The organism is Pseudolactococcus hodotermopsidis (genome assembly GCF_011170085.1).
GTDB classification, from domain to species: Bacteria; Bacillota; Bacilli; order Lactobacillales; family Streptococcaceae; genus Pseudolactococcus; species Pseudolactococcus hodotermopsidis.
The window spans coordinates 39579-58771 of sequence record NZ_BLLI01000006.1 but is presented as its reverse complement, the minus strand read 5'-3'; the positions used below and the strand labels follow the sequence as shown (position 1 = coordinate 58771).

At 37.1% G+C, this 19193-nt stretch carries 13 protein-coding genes and 1 pseudogene; 2 read left to right on the top strand and 12 right to left on the bottom strand.

Annotated elements, in window-relative coordinates:
* Positions 1 to 213 precede the first annotated feature (213 nt).
* From Hs30E_RS02060 to Hs30E_RS02020, 10 genes and pseudogenes are all read right to left on the bottom strand, one after another.
* Positions 214 to 777: an HpaII family restriction endonuclease gene (locus Hs30E_RS02060; RefSeq protein ID WP_172207590.1), complete on the bottom strand. Its 564-nt coding sequence runs from the start codon at positions 775 to 777 to the stop codon at positions 214 to 216.
* A complete protein-coding gene (locus Hs30E_RS02055; RefSeq protein WP_172207589.1) occupies positions 777 to 1940 on the bottom strand; it encodes a DNA cytosine methyltransferase in 1164 nt (387 codons plus the stop codon). The genes Hs30E_RS02060 and Hs30E_RS02055 overlap by 1 nt, the downstream gene beginning before the upstream one ends.
* A gap of 161 nt (positions 1941 to 2101) precedes the next feature.
* Positions 2102 to 5860: a YobI family P-loop NTPase gene (locus Hs30E_RS02050; protein ID WP_172207588.1), complete on the bottom strand. Its 3759-nt coding sequence runs from the start codon at positions 5858 to 5860 to the stop codon at positions 2102 to 2104.
* A gap of 177 nt (positions 5861 to 6037) precedes the next feature.
* The gene (gene uvrA / locus Hs30E_RS02045; RefSeq protein WP_172207587.1) at positions 6038 to 8863 is read right to left on the bottom strand and encodes an excinuclease ABC subunit UvrA; all 2826 of its coding nucleotides are present in this window, start codon (positions 8861 to 8863) and stop codon (positions 6038 to 6040) included.
* Between the two features lie 261 nt (positions 8864 to 9124).
* Positions 9125 to 10033 (bottom strand): Gfo/Idh/MocA family protein, encoded by a 909-nt coding sequence (locus Hs30E_RS02040; RefSeq protein WP_172207586.1) that lies wholly within the window; start codon positions 10031 to 10033, stop codon positions 9125 to 9127.
* A 31-nt stretch (positions 10034 to 10064) separates the two neighbouring features.
* Positions 10065 to 10451, bottom strand: a complete 387-nt coding sequence (locus Hs30E_RS02035; RefSeq protein WP_172207585.1) for a RidA family protein — start codon at positions 10449 to 10451, stop codon at positions 10065 to 10067.
* A 136-nt stretch (positions 10452 to 10587) separates the two neighbouring features.
* Positions 10588 to 11487: a polysaccharide deacetylase family protein gene (locus tag Hs30E_RS02030; protein WP_172207584.1), complete on the bottom strand. Its 900-nt coding sequence runs from the start codon at positions 11485 to 11487 to the stop codon at positions 10588 to 10590.
* Between the two features lie 44 nt (positions 11488 to 11531).
* Positions 11532 to 12869: an asparagine--tRNA ligase gene (asnS, locus tag Hs30E_RS02025; protein WP_172207583.1), complete on the bottom strand. Its 1338-nt coding sequence runs from the start codon at positions 12867 to 12869 to the stop codon at positions 11532 to 11534.
* 50 nt (positions 12870 to 12919) lie between these two features.
* Entirely contained in the window at positions 12920 to 13258 is a 339-nt protein-coding gene (locus Hs30E_RS11485) for a VOC family protein (RefSeq protein WP_371864125.1), read from the bottom strand.
* 33 nt (positions 13259 to 13291) lie between these two features.
* A pseudogene (locus tag Hs30E_RS02020) lies at positions 13292 to 14464 on the bottom strand (pyridoxal phosphate-dependent aminotransferase); the annotation flags it as partial.
* A 330-nt stretch (positions 14465 to 14794) separates the two neighbouring features.
* Here Hs30E_RS02020 and Hs30E_RS02015 point away from each other — a divergent pair.
* Positions 14795 to 15526 carry a hypothetical protein gene (locus Hs30E_RS02015; protein WP_172207580.1) on the top strand — a complete coding sequence of 244 codons (732 nt, stop codon included), beginning with the start codon at positions 14795 to 14797 and terminating at the stop codon, positions 15524 to 15526.
* Positions 15527 to 15595: 69 nt separating this feature from the next.
* Here the strand turns inward: Hs30E_RS02015 and Hs30E_RS02010 are convergent, their stop codons facing one another.
* Positions 15596 to 16018, bottom strand: coding sequence for a cell wall elongation regulator TseB-like domain-containing protein (locus Hs30E_RS02010; RefSeq protein WP_172207578.1), 423 nt, complete (start codon positions 16016 to 16018; stop codon positions 15596 to 15598).
* Between the two features lie 10 nt (positions 16019 to 16028).
* On the bottom strand, positions 16029 to 18374 hold the full coding sequence (locus tag Hs30E_RS02005) for an exonuclease domain-containing protein (protein ID WP_172207577.1): 2346 nt from the start codon (positions 18372 to 18374) through the stop codon (positions 16029 to 16031).
* 101 nt (positions 18375 to 18475) lie between these two features.
* Between Hs30E_RS02005 and Hs30E_RS02000 the strand changes: the two genes are divergently transcribed.
* Positions 18476 to 19108: an MBL fold metallo-hydrolase gene (locus tag Hs30E_RS02000; protein ID WP_172207592.1), complete on the top strand. Its 633-nt coding sequence runs from the start codon at positions 18476 to 18478 to the stop codon at positions 19106 to 19108.
* Positions 19109 to 19193 lie beyond the last annotated feature (85 nt).

The window sequence follows — 19193 nt, the reverse complement described above, 5'->3', positions numbered from 1 at the left end:
CATAACAATGATTAGCACATCGCAAAGAGGATAAGCAACATAACTTTGGTCTCGTAAATCTTCAATAACCGTAAATTTTTCTTTAATTGTCATTTTCAGCTCCATAACGAAAGTTTAACAGATTTTTTATGAAAATTAAAGCGGTTAGGGAAATAATCGTCTGAAATAGCTATTTAACTTGTGAAATTTCGGAATTTGTCGGATAAATTAAATTTATGAAATGACCGTGGAAGTACCTGTTATGTTATTGACTTTTTCAACTAAGCTGTTATCAATCGTACCGGATAAGATAAATTCAGCAGTCGTTGCATTTGATGCATTCAATAAAGTTGGTGTGCCACCCAAATAAGACTTGATTGAAAAATCAATAATCGGCTCAAAACCTGTATAATCATCGTGAATTTGAACTGTCAAATCGCCTTTTCGACCACTTTCGGCTTTTATTTTTGTCACAGCGATGTCATGCAACAAGTCAGAAATTTCTGGAATCGCAAAACTACTGCCTTTTGCAGTCATAATTTCATTTAAAAGTTTAGGCGCATTATCAACAAATTTTTGAATCGGAATCTGTAAACTAACCTCATCTGACTGAATCAAAATCAGCTGATTGTCATTATCACGCAGATAGTCATGATTTTCACGAATAACTTTTAGAATCGTGTAAAATGTACTTTCGATTTTATTGAGCTTTTCATCAGCAGCGTATAGTTTACCATCTGCCAAAATTGTGAGAAAGACGTATAATTCGGACCACTCACCTTTATTAAATTTTTTCATCAACTTACCTTGTCGTCTTTCAATTTAAGACTTTCAGCCAAAAATAGCCGTTCTTTCATGCAATCTGCAACAGCTTTCATCATTGGCACAGCAACTGAATTGCCAAATTGACGATACATTTGCGTGCGCGAAACAGGTACTTTGAAATCATCGGGAAAACCCATTAGACGTTTACATTCTAACTCAGAAAGTAGGCGGATACCCGTGTCGCCACCTTTGACAAATGTACCCGTCAACCGCTGAATTTTATGATAACTAGCGACCAAAGTCTTGACTTGAATATCTGAATTTTCATCAATTATTTGTGGCTTACCATCATTTTTCTTAAATAAATAAGTGTTCTGTAAATGCTCAGAAATGGTGTAACCATTAGGGTTTTCTTCTAAAATTTGACTAACAGGCACGCGGTTATTAGACCCCTGTGGCAAATCAAAGTTCGTAATCTCTAAATCTTTACGAAAACCAACAATGACAACACGCTTTCTGACTTGTGGCAAACCGTAATTTTGTGCATCTAACACATCTGAAAAAACGTCATACCCCACTTCTTTTAAGGCAGATTTGATAATCCGAAAAGTTTCGCCATTTTGAATCGTCAACAAACCTTGCACATTTTCAAGCAAAAACATCTTAGGTTGATGATGTTTGATAATGCGCAAAACATCAAAAAAGAGTGTACCTTGTGTGGCGTGGGAAAATCCCTCACGCTTACCAATCATGCTAAAAGGTTGACAAGGAAAACCAGCCAATAGCACATCATGTTTAGGAATCTCTTCCGCCTTAATCTGCGTAATATCGCCATGAGGTTTTTCACCAAAATTTGCCTCATAAGTCGCAGCAGCGAATTTATCCCATTCCGAGCTAAAAACAGCTTTTGTCTTGTCGTCCTCAAAAGCCTGTCGAATACCACCAATTCCCGCAAATAAATCAATGAACGTTAATTTATCTACCTTATCTTCACGATTTTTATTATAAACAGCAAAATTAGCAAGCCCCTCCTCAATCAGAAACTCACAGCGACTTGAAAAACTATCGCCATACGCAATCGGCGCTTTCATGACTTCCTCGTACAATTCTTCGGGAATATAAATATTTTTTTGCTTTTTCTTTTCCAGCTCACTCTTGGCTTTTCTACCCGCACCAACCCTTTTTCCGCCACTCATATTGTCAATATCCTTTCAGAATAATGCTTTATTAACAGTATAGGCTTTTATTTTTGAAAAAGCAAGTTGTTTATTCAAGTTTTGTTCCGTAAATAATCATGACTCTTAGTAATTTAAAAATACCTTTCTATTGTTCTTCAATAATTTCTGAAGACTGATTTTCACAAAAATCTCCTCGTACCGACAGCTCGTATTTTTTCATCATTATCAATAAGCTCAAATTTAGTAACTATTAGATTCTTAACTAGCCATTCCAAAATCATTTTGTCTTCATTTGTATTTTTAAATTTCGGTCTTTTTCCATCAAGTAGTTTAGTATAACTACCCAATTTTAAATTATTTAGGAGATTAACAATTTCATTTTTTGAAAGTTCACTTATAACTATCTTAAACAATAATTCTCTACTAATTTCAAATTCTTCGCTTATGATTTTAGAAATATTTTCATTTACAATTTCAAGCATTTTTTCTTGAATTGAGTCATCAAATTTTTCATAATTAAGACACAAATACTCCAAATCATCACTGTCAAAATTATTAGTTAATATAAACTCTAAAACTGCGGAAGAAAAATTTTTTTCAGAGATCGAAATTGGCTCCCGAATCTTTTTAACAATATCAAGATAAAAGTCATCAGTCTCATCTTTTAAATTAATAAGCATCATCAATTCATCAAACTTATAAATCTCTTCATCAAAAACAAGTTCAAGATAATTAGCAATATTATGAGTAATAAACAAAATCACACTATTTGGATAGTAGCATCTAATATCAAGAAGTATTTGTTTGGAAAATCTAATAATATTATTTTCAATTAAAAGCATCATTTTTCCATCAGAAATATTTTGATACTCAAATGATTCTACACAATAATAATTCAGATTTTTAAGTAACGTCAGATATTTAGCGTTATCTAAATCATTACAAAGTACAACTTCACGACAAAAAGCTACTCTTGATTCTTCATCAAAATTATTTTCTACAACACCATTCTCCCTAAACATTGAATTAATAAAGCCAACCAATTCTAGTGTCAATTTATTTTCTTGATTAATAAAATATTTCAAGATATTTTCAACACTAGGACTTAATACTTTAGCTTTAATCACTAATTCTTGAATCTCAACATCATTAATTTCGGATAAATCACTAATTTCAACAGTTAGCAAATTCACATACTGTTCTTTAATTTCGTTTGAAAGATTTTCATTATTCAAAATTTCCAACACATAAAATAACTCATCTGCTATTTTACCTTCGCAAAATGAGACATATTCTTTCATGTATTTGGTAAAATTCACACTATTTTCATGAATATAATCAAAAATTTTTTCTGAATTTTCTCGAATAATTGTGTAATTCTTCATTTTAAACGCTAATTCGTTTATTTCTTTACAAAATTTATTAAATGAATTATATAAATTTTCATAACTTATCTCGTAGAAATTTTTTTCAAAAATAAGGTTCGAAAGTTCTCCATCTAATTCAGAAAAATCAACATTGGCAAATGTCATACCTTGAAAACTACTTTTAAGATTTTCGGCATACTTGAGTTTTTCAGCTATATCAGAAAAATGTTCATTCATGAAACCACGAACAACAGCAACTTCTTTAAACTTCTCTACTTCTTCATATTTCAAGTATGAAAAAACTTTAAATGCTAAATTCGCCTTATCTTTATCACTCGTATCAGAATGGTTCAGATAAGAATATAAAAACAAAGTCCATTTTTCATTAATATATTTTGAAATTTTTTCAGATGATTCATTATCAAAAATCAGGATACATTTTTCAATAAAATCAATAGCATTGTTTTTTTCAAGCATATTGAAGTATAAAGATATTTCCTCAGTAAATTTATCATTATTAGAAATTAAATGTTTCATCAAAGATAGATTTTTAGATTCAATTTTTCCAAAATCATCAAACTCCATTCTGTCTATGACTTTTTCAACATTCTTTAATTCAAAGCCATCTTCGAGAATTTGTTCATCTACAATACTCCTCAAAAATTGTTTATCTTCTAAAGTGATACTGTTAGGATAGAAATATGTCAAATAATCGGTATAAGTCTCATCAATCCAGCCATTAAGCAGCAAGAATGGAATGATTGATAAATAATCATTTTCCCCCAATTCTTCAAACTTACTATCTTCAAGTAACTGTTTAATATCAGCTCGACTAACAATATCTTTGAACTTTGAACTCTTTATTTTTAATTTTGATAGCTCCTTTTCTAGTTTTTCAGATTTCGCTTTTTCTTTATTTTCAATAGTTTCTTTCCTTTTTAAAAATTCTTCATTTCCATTGAGAGCTTCAAAAATTGGAAGTGGATCCAATGGGGATAGGCTACGTCTACTATAACTGTCTAGAACAACTTTTTGTACCTTATCAGGATTATTTTTAATCTCTTCTATAAATTCAGTTCTATTCGGAAAATCTTTTTGCTTTTTATTATTTACTAGAATTTCCCCATCAAAAACGGAATAAATAGCTTCCAACTCAGCTATTTTTAGCAAATGTTCTTCTCTACTTTCCTTTATTCTATTTTTAAGTTCTGTAATTTTCGCCGACAGTTCATTCTTCTTATTTTCTATCAATTCATCTTTTTTGGCAAAAATTTCAAAAATAAATCCTTGATTTAATTGTAATTTTGCAAAATCACTTGGAAAAATATTTTTATAGATAACTAACGATAATAATTTATTATCATCATAAATTGATTTATCCTGTTCTATTTCAACATTTCTCAGTTGTTGTTTGTAAATATTAAATTCATTATAAATATTTTTCAACAAGCTCATATCATCAATATATAGTGAGATTTTTTGTAAAAATTTTTCATCAAGTGACTCGTAACAATCATTTTTCTTGAAAATTTCACTCAATTTTTCAAACGAGTTAGAAGCATTGATAACTGGTAAAACTGGAATAATAAAATCAAAAAATTTAGTTCTATCCTTAGAAATAAACATCTCATCTTTTATTAAATATAGAAAAGTTAATTTCTTTTTCCTACCTGTCTTGCCATTAACTAATGTATTAATTTCCCTTAACTTTACAAAAATTCGATTATCTTTAAATCTATCAATATCTTCAAAAACAATCACATCAGCACCTGAATTGTTGAACAAATAAATGACATCATCCAAATATTTATCAAAATATGATTCATTGCTTTCTCTGAATAGCTCAATATTACTCTCAACTACACCACTTTTAAAAGCAATATTCTTAATGATTGACTTATTTTTTTGAAGTAAGATAAATTGATATAGGAAATACATTATCAAAACAAGAACAACTAATCCAAATAATGCCCTCGCCTTATTTATTGAGACCAAATTAAAAATAGAGATTAAGAAAAATTTTTCTTTTTTCAATTCAGAAATAAAATTTATCCATGAATCAAATTTTACAGTTATTATCCCAAGTACAACTATCATAACAAAAAGAAAACTATAAAAAAATATTTTGACTCGACTAATTTTCCCTTTAATTTTAAAAATAGTTTGCGGAATCTTCTTAGGTTCGATTTGATGAAGTAACTGATTTAGGATTTTTCCTTCAATGAAATTAACCTCTGATATAATTTCATTATCACTAGGAATATTTTCAACTTTTTTATCTCTATCAAATCTTGCCAAAGAAATATGAATAAACTTCTTGCTTTTCTTTTTAAAAAATTTCTTATCAAAAAACTTTTCATAAGTTTCAATTACACTACTTTTACCTGAACTATAAATCCCTGTCATTGCAACATTGTTGATTTCACTATCTTCCAAGGAAAAATCTAAAGCATCTTTATACGCCGATATTTCTTTAGGATTTAGATGGTTATTTGGAGTTAGTTTTTCAAACTTCTTTTGAGATTTTGTATTAACTTTTTCTTTTACAAAGATACTTTTTAAATTCATCATATCCTACCTTCTTTATTTTTAGTTAGATAAAAGTATGATTTACTTAAAAATCTTTGTCGCAAACTTCCACTCTTTCTCATACTTCATTATACCAAAAAAAATTATCTCATATGCACTCTTATCAACATCACACAAAAAAACTCCCACAAGCAAACAACTTGCAAGAGTACTAAGTTTTCACCCCAACTTCCCCTTCAAATACCTCCCAGTATAAGAACTCTCAACCGCAGCCACTTCCTCGGGTGTGCCGACAGCCAGAATCGTCCCGCCACCGATACCGCCCTCGGGACCAAGGTCAATGATATGGTCGGCTGTCTTAATCACATCAAGATTGTGCTCAATGACCACAATCGTGTTGCCTTGGTCAACCAAGCGATTCATCACGTCGAGGAGCGTGGCAATATCCGCCGTATGTAGACCTGTTGTCGGCTCGTCAAGAATGTAGAAACTCTTGCCACTCGTGCGTTTTTGTAGTTCACTTGCCAGTTTCATCCGTTGCGCCTCGCCACCAGAGAGTGTGGTTGCGGGTTGTCCCAATGTCACGTAGCCCAAACCAACATCAACAATCGTCTGCAGTTTTCGTTCAATTTTGGGAATGTGTTTGAAGAAATTAACTGCATCAGATACGCGCATATCCAAAACTTCTGAAATGTTTTTTTCTTTGTAATGAACTTCTAAGGTTTCAGAATTATATCGTCTGCCGTGGCACACTTCGCATGGCACATAAACGTCAGGCAAAAAGTGCATTTCAATCTTGATAATACCATCACCCGAACACGCCTCGCAGCGACCACCCTTGACATTAAAACTAAAACGTCCTTTTTTATAACCACGAATCTTCGCCTCATTAGTATTTGCGAACAAATCACGAATATCGTCGAAAACGCTAGTATAAGTCGCAGGATTAGACCTTGGCGTGCGCCCAATCGGACTTTGGTCAATATTAATCAAGCGCTCAATCTTCTCATAACCCGAAATCGCCTTGTATTTACCAGGTTTTTCGCTATTGCGATTGAGTTTTTGCGCCAAAGCTTTTTTAAGAATGCTATTGACTAAGGTTGATTTACCCGAGCCTGAAACACCAGTGACGGCAGTCATGACACCCAAGGGAAAATCAACATCAAGAGTTTGCAGATTATTCTCCGCCGCCCCTTTGACAGAGATAACATTTTTCTTGTTAATGTTTCGACGTTCAACTGGTACAGGAATTTTCCGCTTACCAGACAAATATTGCCCAGTAATTGACTTCTTGTTCTTAGCAACTTGCCTAGGTGTGCCAGCAGCAATAATCTCGCCACCCAAATCGCCCGCACCAGGACCAATATCAATCAGATAATCTGCCGACATCATCGTATCTTCATCATGTTCAACAACAATCAAAGTATTACCCAAATCACGCATTTTTTTCAGCGACTCAATCAAACGGTCATTATCTCGCTGATGTAGACCAATTGACGGTTCATCTAAAATGTAGAGAACACCCGACAAATTTGAGCCAATTTGCGTGGCAAGCCGAATCCGCTGACTTTCACCACCCGATAATGTTCCCGAATTTCGCGATAAGGTCAGATAAGCCAAACCAACATTTTTAAGGAAAGTTAGCCTGTCACCAACTTCCTTGACAATTGGTTTTGCTATCGTTTCCTCGTTTTCTGACAGGACAAGCTGAGTCAGCAACTCTAAATGTTCGCCAATTGGTAAGGCAGATAAATCAGCAATATCAACACCATTTTCTCCATGAATTTTAACTGACAAGGCTTGTTCATTAAGCCGCTTACCGTGACAAGTTTGGCAAGGTAACTCATTCATATAAGCGCGCATTTGATTTTTTGTGCCGTCAGAGCCTGTGTTAAAACGTCTGAAAATATTAGGCACAATACCGACAAATGCCATATCTAAGTCACGTAGTCCAAAATCTCCCTCATGATAGAAATGGAAAAGGCGCTCGCCTGACCCGTAAAAAATAAGCGTTTTGTCATCTTCTGCTAATTTTTCAAACGGTAAGTCAATGTCAACGTTGAAAGCTGCCATTGCTTGCTCTAAAACCGCTGGATAATAGGTCGAAGAACCTGAATACCAAGGCACAACCGCTCCTTCACGGATCGTTTTCGTAGCATCTGGCACGACTAAATCGAGATCAACCTCAAGGCGCATACCCAAACCATCACAGTCGGGACAAGCCCCCTGTGGCGCGTTAAATGAGAAAAGGCGCGGTTCAAGCTCGGGCACGGAAAAACCGCAAATCGGACACGCATAATACTCGCTAAACAACAGTTCCGCACCATCCATGGTGTCAATCTTGACATAGCCGTCACCTTGGCGCAAAGCAGCCTCAACCGAGTCAAAAAGCCGACCACGAATCCCGTCTTTAAGCACAATTCGGTCAATCACGATGTCAATATCGTGCTTTTTATTCTTGTCAAGCTCGGGCGCCTCCGACACATCATAAACCTCGCCGTTGACCCGCACACGAACATAGCCGTCCTTTTGAATCTTCTCAAAAATCTTCTTGTGCTGCCCCTTTTTAGCACGCACAATGGGCGCTAAAATCTGAAGTCGTTGCTTTTCGGGCATTTCCAAAATCGTGTCAACAATTTCCTCGACAGATTGTGCTGTAATTTTACCATGACCGTTGATACAATAAGGGACACCTATCCGCGCATAGAGCAAGCGCAGATAATCATGAATTTCCGTCACCGTGCCAACTGTTGACCGCGGATTCTTAGATGTCGTCTTTTGGTCAATCGAAATCGCAGGCGATAACCCATCAATGCTATCAACATCGGGCTTATCCATATTGCCAAGAAACATGCGTGCATAAGCCGAAAGCGACTCAACATAACGGCGTTGCCCCTCAGCATAAAGTGTGTCAAAAGCAAGCGATGACTTACCCGAACCAGACAAACCAGTCATCACAACCAGTTTATCTCGTGGAATCGTCACATCAATATTTTTAAGATTGTGGGCGCGCGCGCCGTGGATAATAATATTTTCTTGTGCCATAATGTTCTTTCTGCCTGTTAGTTTTTTGGACTAACACAAGTATATAACTTTTACAAGCAAATGTCAAATCAAAAAATATCGTGGTTTCATACGAAAGTTTGACAATTGCCTTGTGTTGTCTGTCTCTTAATTATAGCATAATTTGACAAAGTTCTATTTTCTGACAACCTGTGTTTTCTAATATCTAAATGATCGTTTTATCTCCTTGTTATAAAACGAAAATCGGAAAAAATATCCGATTTTATTTCCTTTATAAAGTTATTATGCCAATATCTCAGCAATCATTTCATGACTTCTTACAACATCAGTCTGTTTGAGCTTTTGCATTATCTCCTCACGATTTGTTCCGTCAAATCTTTCAAGTTCGGTTAAAACTGCCTTAACCATTGGCTCAAAACCACGTTTATAAAGCGTTGTATCCCAGTCTTTGAAAGAAATGACTTGCTTGCCTGTTGGTCGGTCAATTTGATAATCAGTCAAGTTGAGCAGATGATAAGTAGCTGTTTCCGATTCAACTGTAATCGTCTCCGTATTGGCACCTGACTTAGCATTAAGCCGTGCGATACCTGTCTCGGTCACTGTTTCAATAACAATTACAATCTGTCGCAGACGAGCATTATCCGACCTGAGAAAAACTTGATAATCAATTATTTCATCATCAAGTAAATAAATTAACGTATCAAGCGGATGAATAAATAAATCGTAAAGCCCGTAAGTCAAATCGAACGTTTCGTTAATTCGATTTTTCGTGACAGTAATTATATTTTTCTGTGAAATCGCCTTTAATTCAGTCACACGTGGCGCAAAACGACGATTAAAACCGATGATAAAGAGCAGATTTTTTTCTTTGGCAAGGTTTTGGAGTGCTAAAACTTCAGAAAAATCCTCAGAAATAGGCTTATCCATGAAAACATGTACGCCATTTGACAAAAAATCATGTGCTAACTCAAAATGAGCGGGTGTTGCCGCATGAATGAAAACGATGTCACTAGCGTAAAGCTCGCTCAACTCGGTAGTAACACCCAGAAAATTATATTTTTCCTGAAGATTGATAGCTTTAGTTCTATCACGCGAATAAATAACAAAATCGTGCACATCTTGCAAAGTCGAATAGGTTGGGACATAGGCTTTAAGCGCAATATTACCCGCACCAATAATTCCTATTTTCATACTTCCTCCACTAGATTAAACAAATGATAATTTATTTGCCAAGGTAAGCGATAACTTCAACTTCAACGAGAACATCTTTTGGCAAACGAGCCACTTCGACAGCTGAACGCGCTGGAAATTCTGCGCCGAAAGATTTGGCATAGGTCTCATTAAATGGTACGAAATTTGCCATATCACTCAAAAAACAAGTTGTTTTAATAACATTATCAAAATTAGTACCCGCTGCCTCAAGAATGGCTGCAACATTTTTCATAACTTGCTCGGTTTGCTCAGTAATCGTCGTACCGACAATATCGCCAGAAACTGGAGAAAGCGGAATTTGACCAGAAGCAAATAGGAAATCTCCAACGATTTTCCCTTGAACATAAGGACCGATAGCACCTGGTGCTTGAGCTGTTGCGATTGTTTTGATTGACATGTTTAGTTACTCCTTTTTGAACAGCTGATTATATCATAAAATTATAAAAGAAAATGATGAACAGCGAAATATAACTCCATTATACCAAATTTTCAGAAAGTTGGGTTGGAACGTGACAATTTTGCAATAACTATGTTCACTTATCCCCAATCAGCGCCATAAAAGTCGCCTCACTATGTCCATAAGCCACACGCACACGATTCAGCGCAAACAAGCCATTGCGACTACTAGCAAGACCAGGATTAGTCGTCAAACCAAGTTTGTAACCAGCATTTTCGGCAAGCTCCGCTGTCTCATTGTTGTAGCGCCCAGCTGGATAACAAATAACCGACGTTTTTTGTTTCAATAAACGATCCAACTCTTGTTTAGAGTCCCTAAGCTCACTATCTGCTTGGTCGTTTGTCAAATATTCCAAATCAGGATGATTGACTGTATGACTTTCGAGCGATATAAGGGAATTTTGCTTCATTTTCAGTAACATTTCATCAGGCATCTTATCCTCATCGTCTCGCATACCCGTGATAATGAAAAAACTCCCCGTCATCTCAAGCCTACTCAAAATCGGCATAGCAGTATCGTAGGCATTTTTATAACCATCGTCAAACGTTACCCAAACAATTTTTTCGGCTGGCTTTTCATTCGTCGTCAAAACACGATAGGCTTCCTCAGGTGTCAACGTATAATAACCCGCATTTTTGAGTGCCATCATCTCCATTTCAAACTCATCAGCTGGTACAAACAGCGTATTGCCATCTACAACATCTGCAATATGATGATACATCAGAATCGGAAACTCAATTGGTGTCTCCGATTTTAACCAGTCAGCTTTAGCAGATTTGCTATCGGCTTTCTTTGATTTGGCGGGTTCTGCCGTTTTTTCAAGGACTGGCGCAGGTTTAGATTTCTTATCATCCACCACTTTTTTTGGCTGATTGACTGAGTGCGGCAATTCTGATTTAATTTGCCAAAAAATCGCACCAACAAGCAAAGCTAGTACGACTAAAAATGTTCCTTTTAAGACTTTTTTGATATTCATTTATCACTTCAACCTACAATTTCTAGCTGTTTTTGAAATCATTTTTAAGGTTTCAAACGGTGGAGCAAACGCGGAAATGGTATCGCTTCGCGGATATGTTCATTGCCAGTAATAAAAGTCACAGCACGCTCAAGACCGAGACCAAATCCAGAATGCGGGACGCTACCGTATTTGCGAAGGTCAAGATACCAAGCATACTCTGTTTCGGACAGACCAAATTCAACTAATTTTTCTTTGAGATATTCATAGTCCGTCGCACGTTCAGAACCACCAATAATCTCGCCATAGCCCTCAGGTGCCAATAAATCGGCACAAATTACCACGTCATCACGTGTCGGATGTGGTTTCATATAGAAAGCCTTAATCGCTTTCGGATAGTTGAGGATAAATGTCGGCACGCCAAAATGGTTAGAAATCCAAGTTTCATGCGGTGAGCCAAAATCATCTCCCCACTCAATTTTTTCATAGTCGTTATCGGCCTGATTTTCCTGTAACAAAGCCACCGCATCATCATAAGTAATCTTCTTAAATGGCGTGTTGACATAGTTTTCAAGCACCGTAATATCACGCTCAAGCTCAGTCAAAGCAGATGTTTGATTGTCAATAACAGCCTTGATAATATGTTTAACATAAGCTTCTTGGACCTCGAGCGATTCCTCGTGTGTCGTAAAAGCCATTTCAGGCTCAATCATCCAAAATTCCGTCAAATGACGGCGCGTTTTAGATTTTTCAGCACGAAAAGTCGGCCCAAAGGTAAAAACCTTGCCAAATGCCATCGCCCCAGCCTCAGCATAAAGCTGACCTGTCTGCGACAAGAACGCAGGCTGACCAAAGTAATCTGTCTCAAACAGCTCAGTCGTCCCCTCTGGAGCAGAACCTGTCAAAATCGGACTGTCAATCTTGATAAAACCACGCGCATTGAAAAATTCATAAGTCGCACGGATAATTTCATTGCGAACCAGCATAATCGCGTGCTGCTTACGACTCCGCAACCACAAATGACGGTTATCCATGAGAAAATCAGTCCCATGGTCTTTGGGCGTAATCGGATAATCCACCGACTCGCCAATCACTTCAATATCCGTCACATCAAGCTCATAGCCAAATTTGCTACGGTCGTCAGCCTTGACAAACCCAGTAATCTGAACAGATGTTTCTTGTGCCAAATGCTTAATCGTCTCAAACTTAGCAAGACCCACTTCTTCGCCATATTTTTCAATAAAATTTGGCTTAAAGGCAACAGCTTGGAAGAATGCCGTTCCATCACGAAGTTGCAAGAAAGCAAGCTTGCCCTTGCCCGATTTATTTGCGATCCAAGCACCTATTGTAATTTCTTGGTCAACGTAATTTTTCACGTCAATAATTGAGGTATAATTTGTCATTTTACTTTCCTAATTCACAGCTAGACTAGCAATCATCTTGATAAAGCATCTTATTTTGATTCACGAACGGCGTAAAAGTTGCCGTCTGGGTCGGTAAAATTAAAGACACGCCCAAGACCTGGTGCATCAACGATTTCACCTGCTGCATGGTTAAGCTCCACAAGTTTTTGATACAAATCGTCCAAATCTTCAGTTTGGAGCAAGAGCGACGGCACACTATCCGCAGCCTCAGGCGAGATTTGACGGACAATATCCTTTTTATACAGGGTAAAGGTAACATCCGCATCAGCGCTAGATTTGATGTCAGCTGAATTTTCATCCAATATTTGCGCTGAAAAGCCAATAGAACCCCAGAATTTAACAGATTCAGCAACATCTTCAACATACATCATGACATTAAAGTTTGAGCGGAAAAATTCTCGACCCATATACTCTTTGAGACGATTGACAGCTTCAAAAAGCGTTTCAAAATCTGTCGCATAGCTAAGTCGCAGATTTTGCGAAGCGCCAAAGCCAGCACCTGTGACTAGGGCAACTCCTGTCTTTTCCAAAATATCATCACAAAAAGCTGTCACATTGCTGAAACCTTTGATTGCCATGGCCTCAGATACCTTTGGAAAGAGATAAAAAGCACCTTGTGGCTTGATTGCCTCAAAACCACGGATTTCGTTAATTAAGGGCAAGAGCATATTTAGACGTTTTTCAAATTCTGCCCGCATATTTTCAGCTTCTGTCTGGTCACCGTTTAGAGCCTCAATCGCTGCGTATTGGGCAACAGTTGTCGGATTTGATGTTGTTTGACTAACAATCTTGCTCATCGCTCCAATAATTTCAGGATTTCCCGTCGCAAAACCGATTCGCCAACCAGTCATGGCATAAGTTTTTGAAACACCATTGATGACAATGGTTTGATTTCTAATCTCTTCAGAAAGAGTTGAAATCGGCGTAAACTGGTTAGCATTGTAGACCAAACGACCATAAATATCATCAGCAAGGATAAGGATACCGTGCGCCACTGCCCAATTGCCAAGCAAAGTCAATTCCTCAGCCGTATAAATCACACCTGTCGGATTGGACGGTGAATTGAGGATGAGGACTTTGGTGCTACCTGTCACAACTTCTTCAAGTTGCTCAGTCGTTATTTTAAAATTATTTTCTTGCGTTGCGACCGCAAAAACTGGCTTGCCCCCAACCATTTTAACTTGCTCTGCATAGCTGACCCAGTATGGTGTTGGAATAATAACCTCATCACCAAGGTCAAGAACAGCCGCAAAGAAAGCGTAAAGCGCAAACTTCGCACCAGTCGTAATCACAACTTGCTCATGCGAAACGCCATAACCATAATAACGCTCAAAGTAGCTCCCCACAGCATCTTTGAGTTCAGGCAGACCCTCTGCTTGCGTATAAAAGCTTGATTTTCCTGAATCAATAGCTTCTTTAGCCGCAGTTGCAATATTGTTCGGTGTCACAAAATCAGGTTCGCCGAGTGTCAACATGAGAATGTCGCGACCTTCAGCTTTGAGCTGTTTAGCACGCGCAGAAGCCGAAAGTGTTACCGACTCTTCTAAATTATTGACCAGATTTGATAATGCCATTGTTACGTCACTCCTATTTCTAAAATGATTACAGTACCAAACTTAGTTTTTAGACTTCCCCCAAGCTATAATACTCTAATTACTTAAGATTATACCAAAAATAAAGGAAAAAATCATCTCTTATCAGGCAGTTTTACCATTCTTTTTATTATATTATGAAATTTTTGTCTTAAAATCACTTAAATTAGATATAAATTAAAATGTTTCATTTTCGAGACATTTTCTCTATTATAACAAACTTAGGTATATAATAGTGTTAGAGGTAAGTCTAAAAAATTCAGATTGACTTGTCATGACCTGTTAATTCAAAATAATAAAAGTTGAGAAACTATGAAAATAAATAAGCAACAATTGATTAAATCACTTCTGATTTTTATGACAACATTATTGGTAAGTGTTTTATCGCTCTACGTACAAGCGGAATCTTCGATTTTTAATGAACAGTCAAATACCTTGGCTGAATTTTTTGCGCCTAATAACGAGAGCGGTGTTTATTTGCCAGATAATAATCGACTTTTTGAGCAGAAAACAACTGATGGTTGTAACCTTCAATATCAAAGCCTAGATAAAGCCGTCAGCACTTGGTGGAATGTGAAAGGAACGCTCTGTCAAGTAACCGTCGTCAGATTTGATGGTCAAAATGAAATCACTCGTAAAACGCTCCCACTCTCGCCAGATGGCAATGTCAAGATTCTCTTCAAGGATTTGTATGCCAATGAGAGCAAATTCCCTAGAAGTTCAAGGATTGTTGTTTACATCTCTGAGCTTAATGGTCAAGCCTTTGATCCTGAGGCTAGCACGTTAAAAGAGATTGCTTTCACAAGAGAGGACTGGCAGTATCTACAAAAAAACTTATTCGCTCGAACTGGTAAGAGTAGCTCAGCCAAGATGGTCACACTGCTCATAACTGGTTTTGAAATTTCGGTTTTGATTATGATGGTAGGTGCAGCTTTAATTTTTGTCAAGAAACGCAATAAAACTCGGCTAAAATTAGAAATTGAAAAACAAGTCAAAGCCAACTTCTCCGAACGTCGAGAAGTCATTCTTATGACGATTGATTGAGAACTTTTACGTTTAGAAATAAATCGCCCTCAACAGACTTCATGCTTGTTGAGGGCGATTTTACTATGATTATTGCTTAATTTCCTTGCCTGTCTCGAAATCAAAAAGCGCTAATTCAGCTGTCTGCCAAACTACTTTGCCCTTATATAAGGTTAATTTAGCCGTTTTTTCTGTCAAATTACTTTTATTGTCAGACAATTTAACCGTGATAATCTCACCACCTTCTGCAGGAATCAAAACACCAACTATTTGATTGTCAGCATCTACGCCAATCAAGCTACATGTGCTTGTTTTAGTTGTTGTAATTGAAAAGTTTGTCACTGTTTTAACAGATGTTTTTTCCTTAGCCAAACGGATAGCATCAGCTTTAGCCTGTGTATAGGGACTCGTGGCTTGTGCGAAAAAGATAATTACTCCCACCAAAAAAGCTAGGATAATCATAAATGTCCCAATCCAAATTTGACTCGTTTTTGTCATGCGTTTTTTCTTCATTATCTTTCAATTATAGCAAAAAATTTCGAGTTTGTCTGATGATGTCGGTAAAAGTTGCAAAATCAACACGATTAGTTTGACGCAAATTTTTGACCATTTTCTTGGCATAGGTCTTACCAGTTAGACGTTTGTCGAGAATAATAACTGTTGATTTCTGACTTTGTCTGCGATTGACACGACCGATAGCTTGTTTAAGCTGCAAAGTGGCAAGTGGCACTGAAAAATCGTAAAAAGGATTCTTAAAACGTTTGGCATATTTTCTAATCAAAATATCATCTGGCACTGTAAATGGCAGACGTGTGATAAGCAAAATAAGCTCATCTTGGTGTTCAAAGTCAACACCCTCCCAAAATTTCTTGCTCCCAAGTAAAATGGCATTTTGCCGTTCATCAAATTTCTTCTTAATGCGACTGGCATCACTATTGATTTCAGGTTTGAGAAAATCAACTCCCGCATCTAGCAATACTTCCGCTGTCAAATTTAAAGACTCATGACTCGTAAAAAGCACAACCATAGGCTTTTCGAGCTTTTGCAACTCCTGTATACGCTGTGCCAAAAAATGCGCATACTGATAGGGCGAAAGCTTGGTCAAATCAGCACTGTCAGTCGCCACAAAAACTTGCTGATTAGCCGCAACTTCTTGGGAAATGCTATCAAAAGTATAGTCAGAAAAGCCCAGTAATTCAGGAAAAATCGGCTTTTTATCAGACATTGACAAGGTTGCGCCAATCAGAAAAGTTTTTGTTTTTTCAGGAATCAGCGCTGAAAAATTCAGAAAATCTTCAGGGCTTGCGGTCAAAACATGGTTTTTTAGCCAAACAAAATCAGTCGGATTGCTTAAAATATCTGTGATAGCTGTCAAACCAAGCTCATTGGCATCCAATCGAATTTTTTCAATATCCAACTGACGACGAGACAGTTGATGTGTCAGGCTTTCAAGCAAACGTTTATGGAGCTGAGAGGTGTGAATATTGACTTTAACCAATTCATCAAGAACTTTGACAGACTTTTGTTGCGCATTTTCAAGCACCGAAAAGAGCTGTTGTGCTTCATCTACAACTAAAACTTTGCCTGAAAAGAATGCTGTTTGGTCAATGATTCGCTCAGTCAAATAGGCATGATTGACCACGATGACTTGCGAATTTGTCGCTTTTTGTTGGGCTAATTGCCAAAAATCTTGCTCAGTATGTTGCAAGGAATCAGTGACATAGCCAGTGTGACGAATTTCATTTAGATAAGTCGGGCTAGTCATTGACAAACTCAACTCGTCAAGCTCGCCTGTCATTGTTTCAGTCAGCCAAACAAGAACTTTCATCTTGAAAATCTCATAATTCTTACCTTCATCACGTTTATATAAGATTTTACTAAATTTTTCTAAAGAAATATAATTACCTGTTCCTAGTAATTTTGCAAAATTGACACCAAACTTACCTTTAAAAATCGGTGCTAAATCTAACATAATCTGATCTTGCAAAATTTTCGTCGGTACAGACAAAATAAGCTGTTTGCCTTGACCAAGCAAAGTCAGCAAATAAGCATAGGTCTTACCAATACCCGTCGGCGCTTCGATAAAACTCGCGCTTTGAACAGCCAAACCTTGCTTGATAAGTCTGACAAATTCTTGTTGTTTAGGACGTTCGTCTAATTTGAGTGCTTTCAAATTTTGTCTGAAATTCTTTTTGACAAGATTTTTATTTTCACTGAAAAATGGTTTTAGCGTTGCAATATTGTTGATTTTAATCATATCGGCGTGCTTGCGTTGCGCATTTGGCAGTTGCTCTAGGATGACTAATTTTGTTTCATAAATAAGATTATCGGCATGATTTTCAATTTCTGCCAAAACATTTTTCGGCAAGCGAGACATTTTTTCTTGGAGTTTTATTAGTAATCTCGCCGTTGCATAGGCATCTGACAAGGCTTCATGAGGTCTGTCGTGTTGCAAATTCAGAACACGTGAAAGGGTCTCTAACCCATATTTTTCCAGAGTTGGGAAGAAAACCCTTGCTAGTTCGACCGTGTCGACACGTGGCATCGTCAGCCTGAAACCATGTTGCGCAAAGGTACGAGCAAGTAAATTGTAGTCAAACTTAACATTGTGAGCGACGAAAACACAACCGCGCAAAATATTATCAATCTTTCTTAGAACAGCCGAAAAACTCGGCGCACTGTGAGCCTGCGCAGTCGTAATACCTGTCAACATCGTAATATGATGGTCAATCGGCTCATGTGGGTTGACATCAGTCTGATAAGTTTCAATAATCTCACCGTTTTCGACCACGGCAATTCCAATCTGAATAATTTTACTGGTGTGACTGGCGCTTGTCGCCTCCAAATCCACCACGGCATATTTGGTCATAAGTTTCGTTTTCTATCTTTTGTTAAGTCTATTATACCACATAATACTTTATAGGCTAATTTTGAGCTAATATCTGGTATAATGTAACTATGAAAAAGACACTGAAGATTCAAATGATAACCAACCCAATCGCCTATGAAAACACCTATTTTTTGACCAATGATACAGCAACCCTCATCATTGACCCTGGTAATGATAGCGATAAGATTTTAGAGGTTATTCGCACCACAGCAAAACCTGTCGCTGCGATTCTCCTCACGCACACTCACTACGATCACATCATGAGTGTTGAAGCCGTTCGTGCTGAAACTGGTGCGCCCGTCTATGTCAGCGAGCTAGAAGCTGACTGGCTCTACACGCCTGAACTCAACCTCTCAGGTCTCTCTCGTCACGATGAGTTGCCAAATGTTGTGGTCAATGCTGCAGAACATACTTTTGAGATTGGCAGAACTTATGACCTATCAGGCTTTGCGTTCACTGTCCTTGCAACACCTGGACACTCCCAAGGTGGCGTTTCTTTCGTATTTGAAAAAGAACATCTCGTCTTTACAGGTGATGCGCTTTTCTCTGGCACAATCGGCAGAACTGACCTAAATACTGGCGACTTAGAAACACTAAAAACAGCTATCCAAACCCAACTCTTCCCACTCAACAGTGATTACAAAGTCTTTCCCGGACACGGTCCGCAAACAACGATTGGTACAGAACGCCTGTCTAATCCATTTTTCCGTTGAAAACAACTCTAAATCAACTTACTTAGATTTAGAGTTGTTTTTAAATTTTAGTTTAAAAAATAACAAAAGCATGATTAGGAAATAA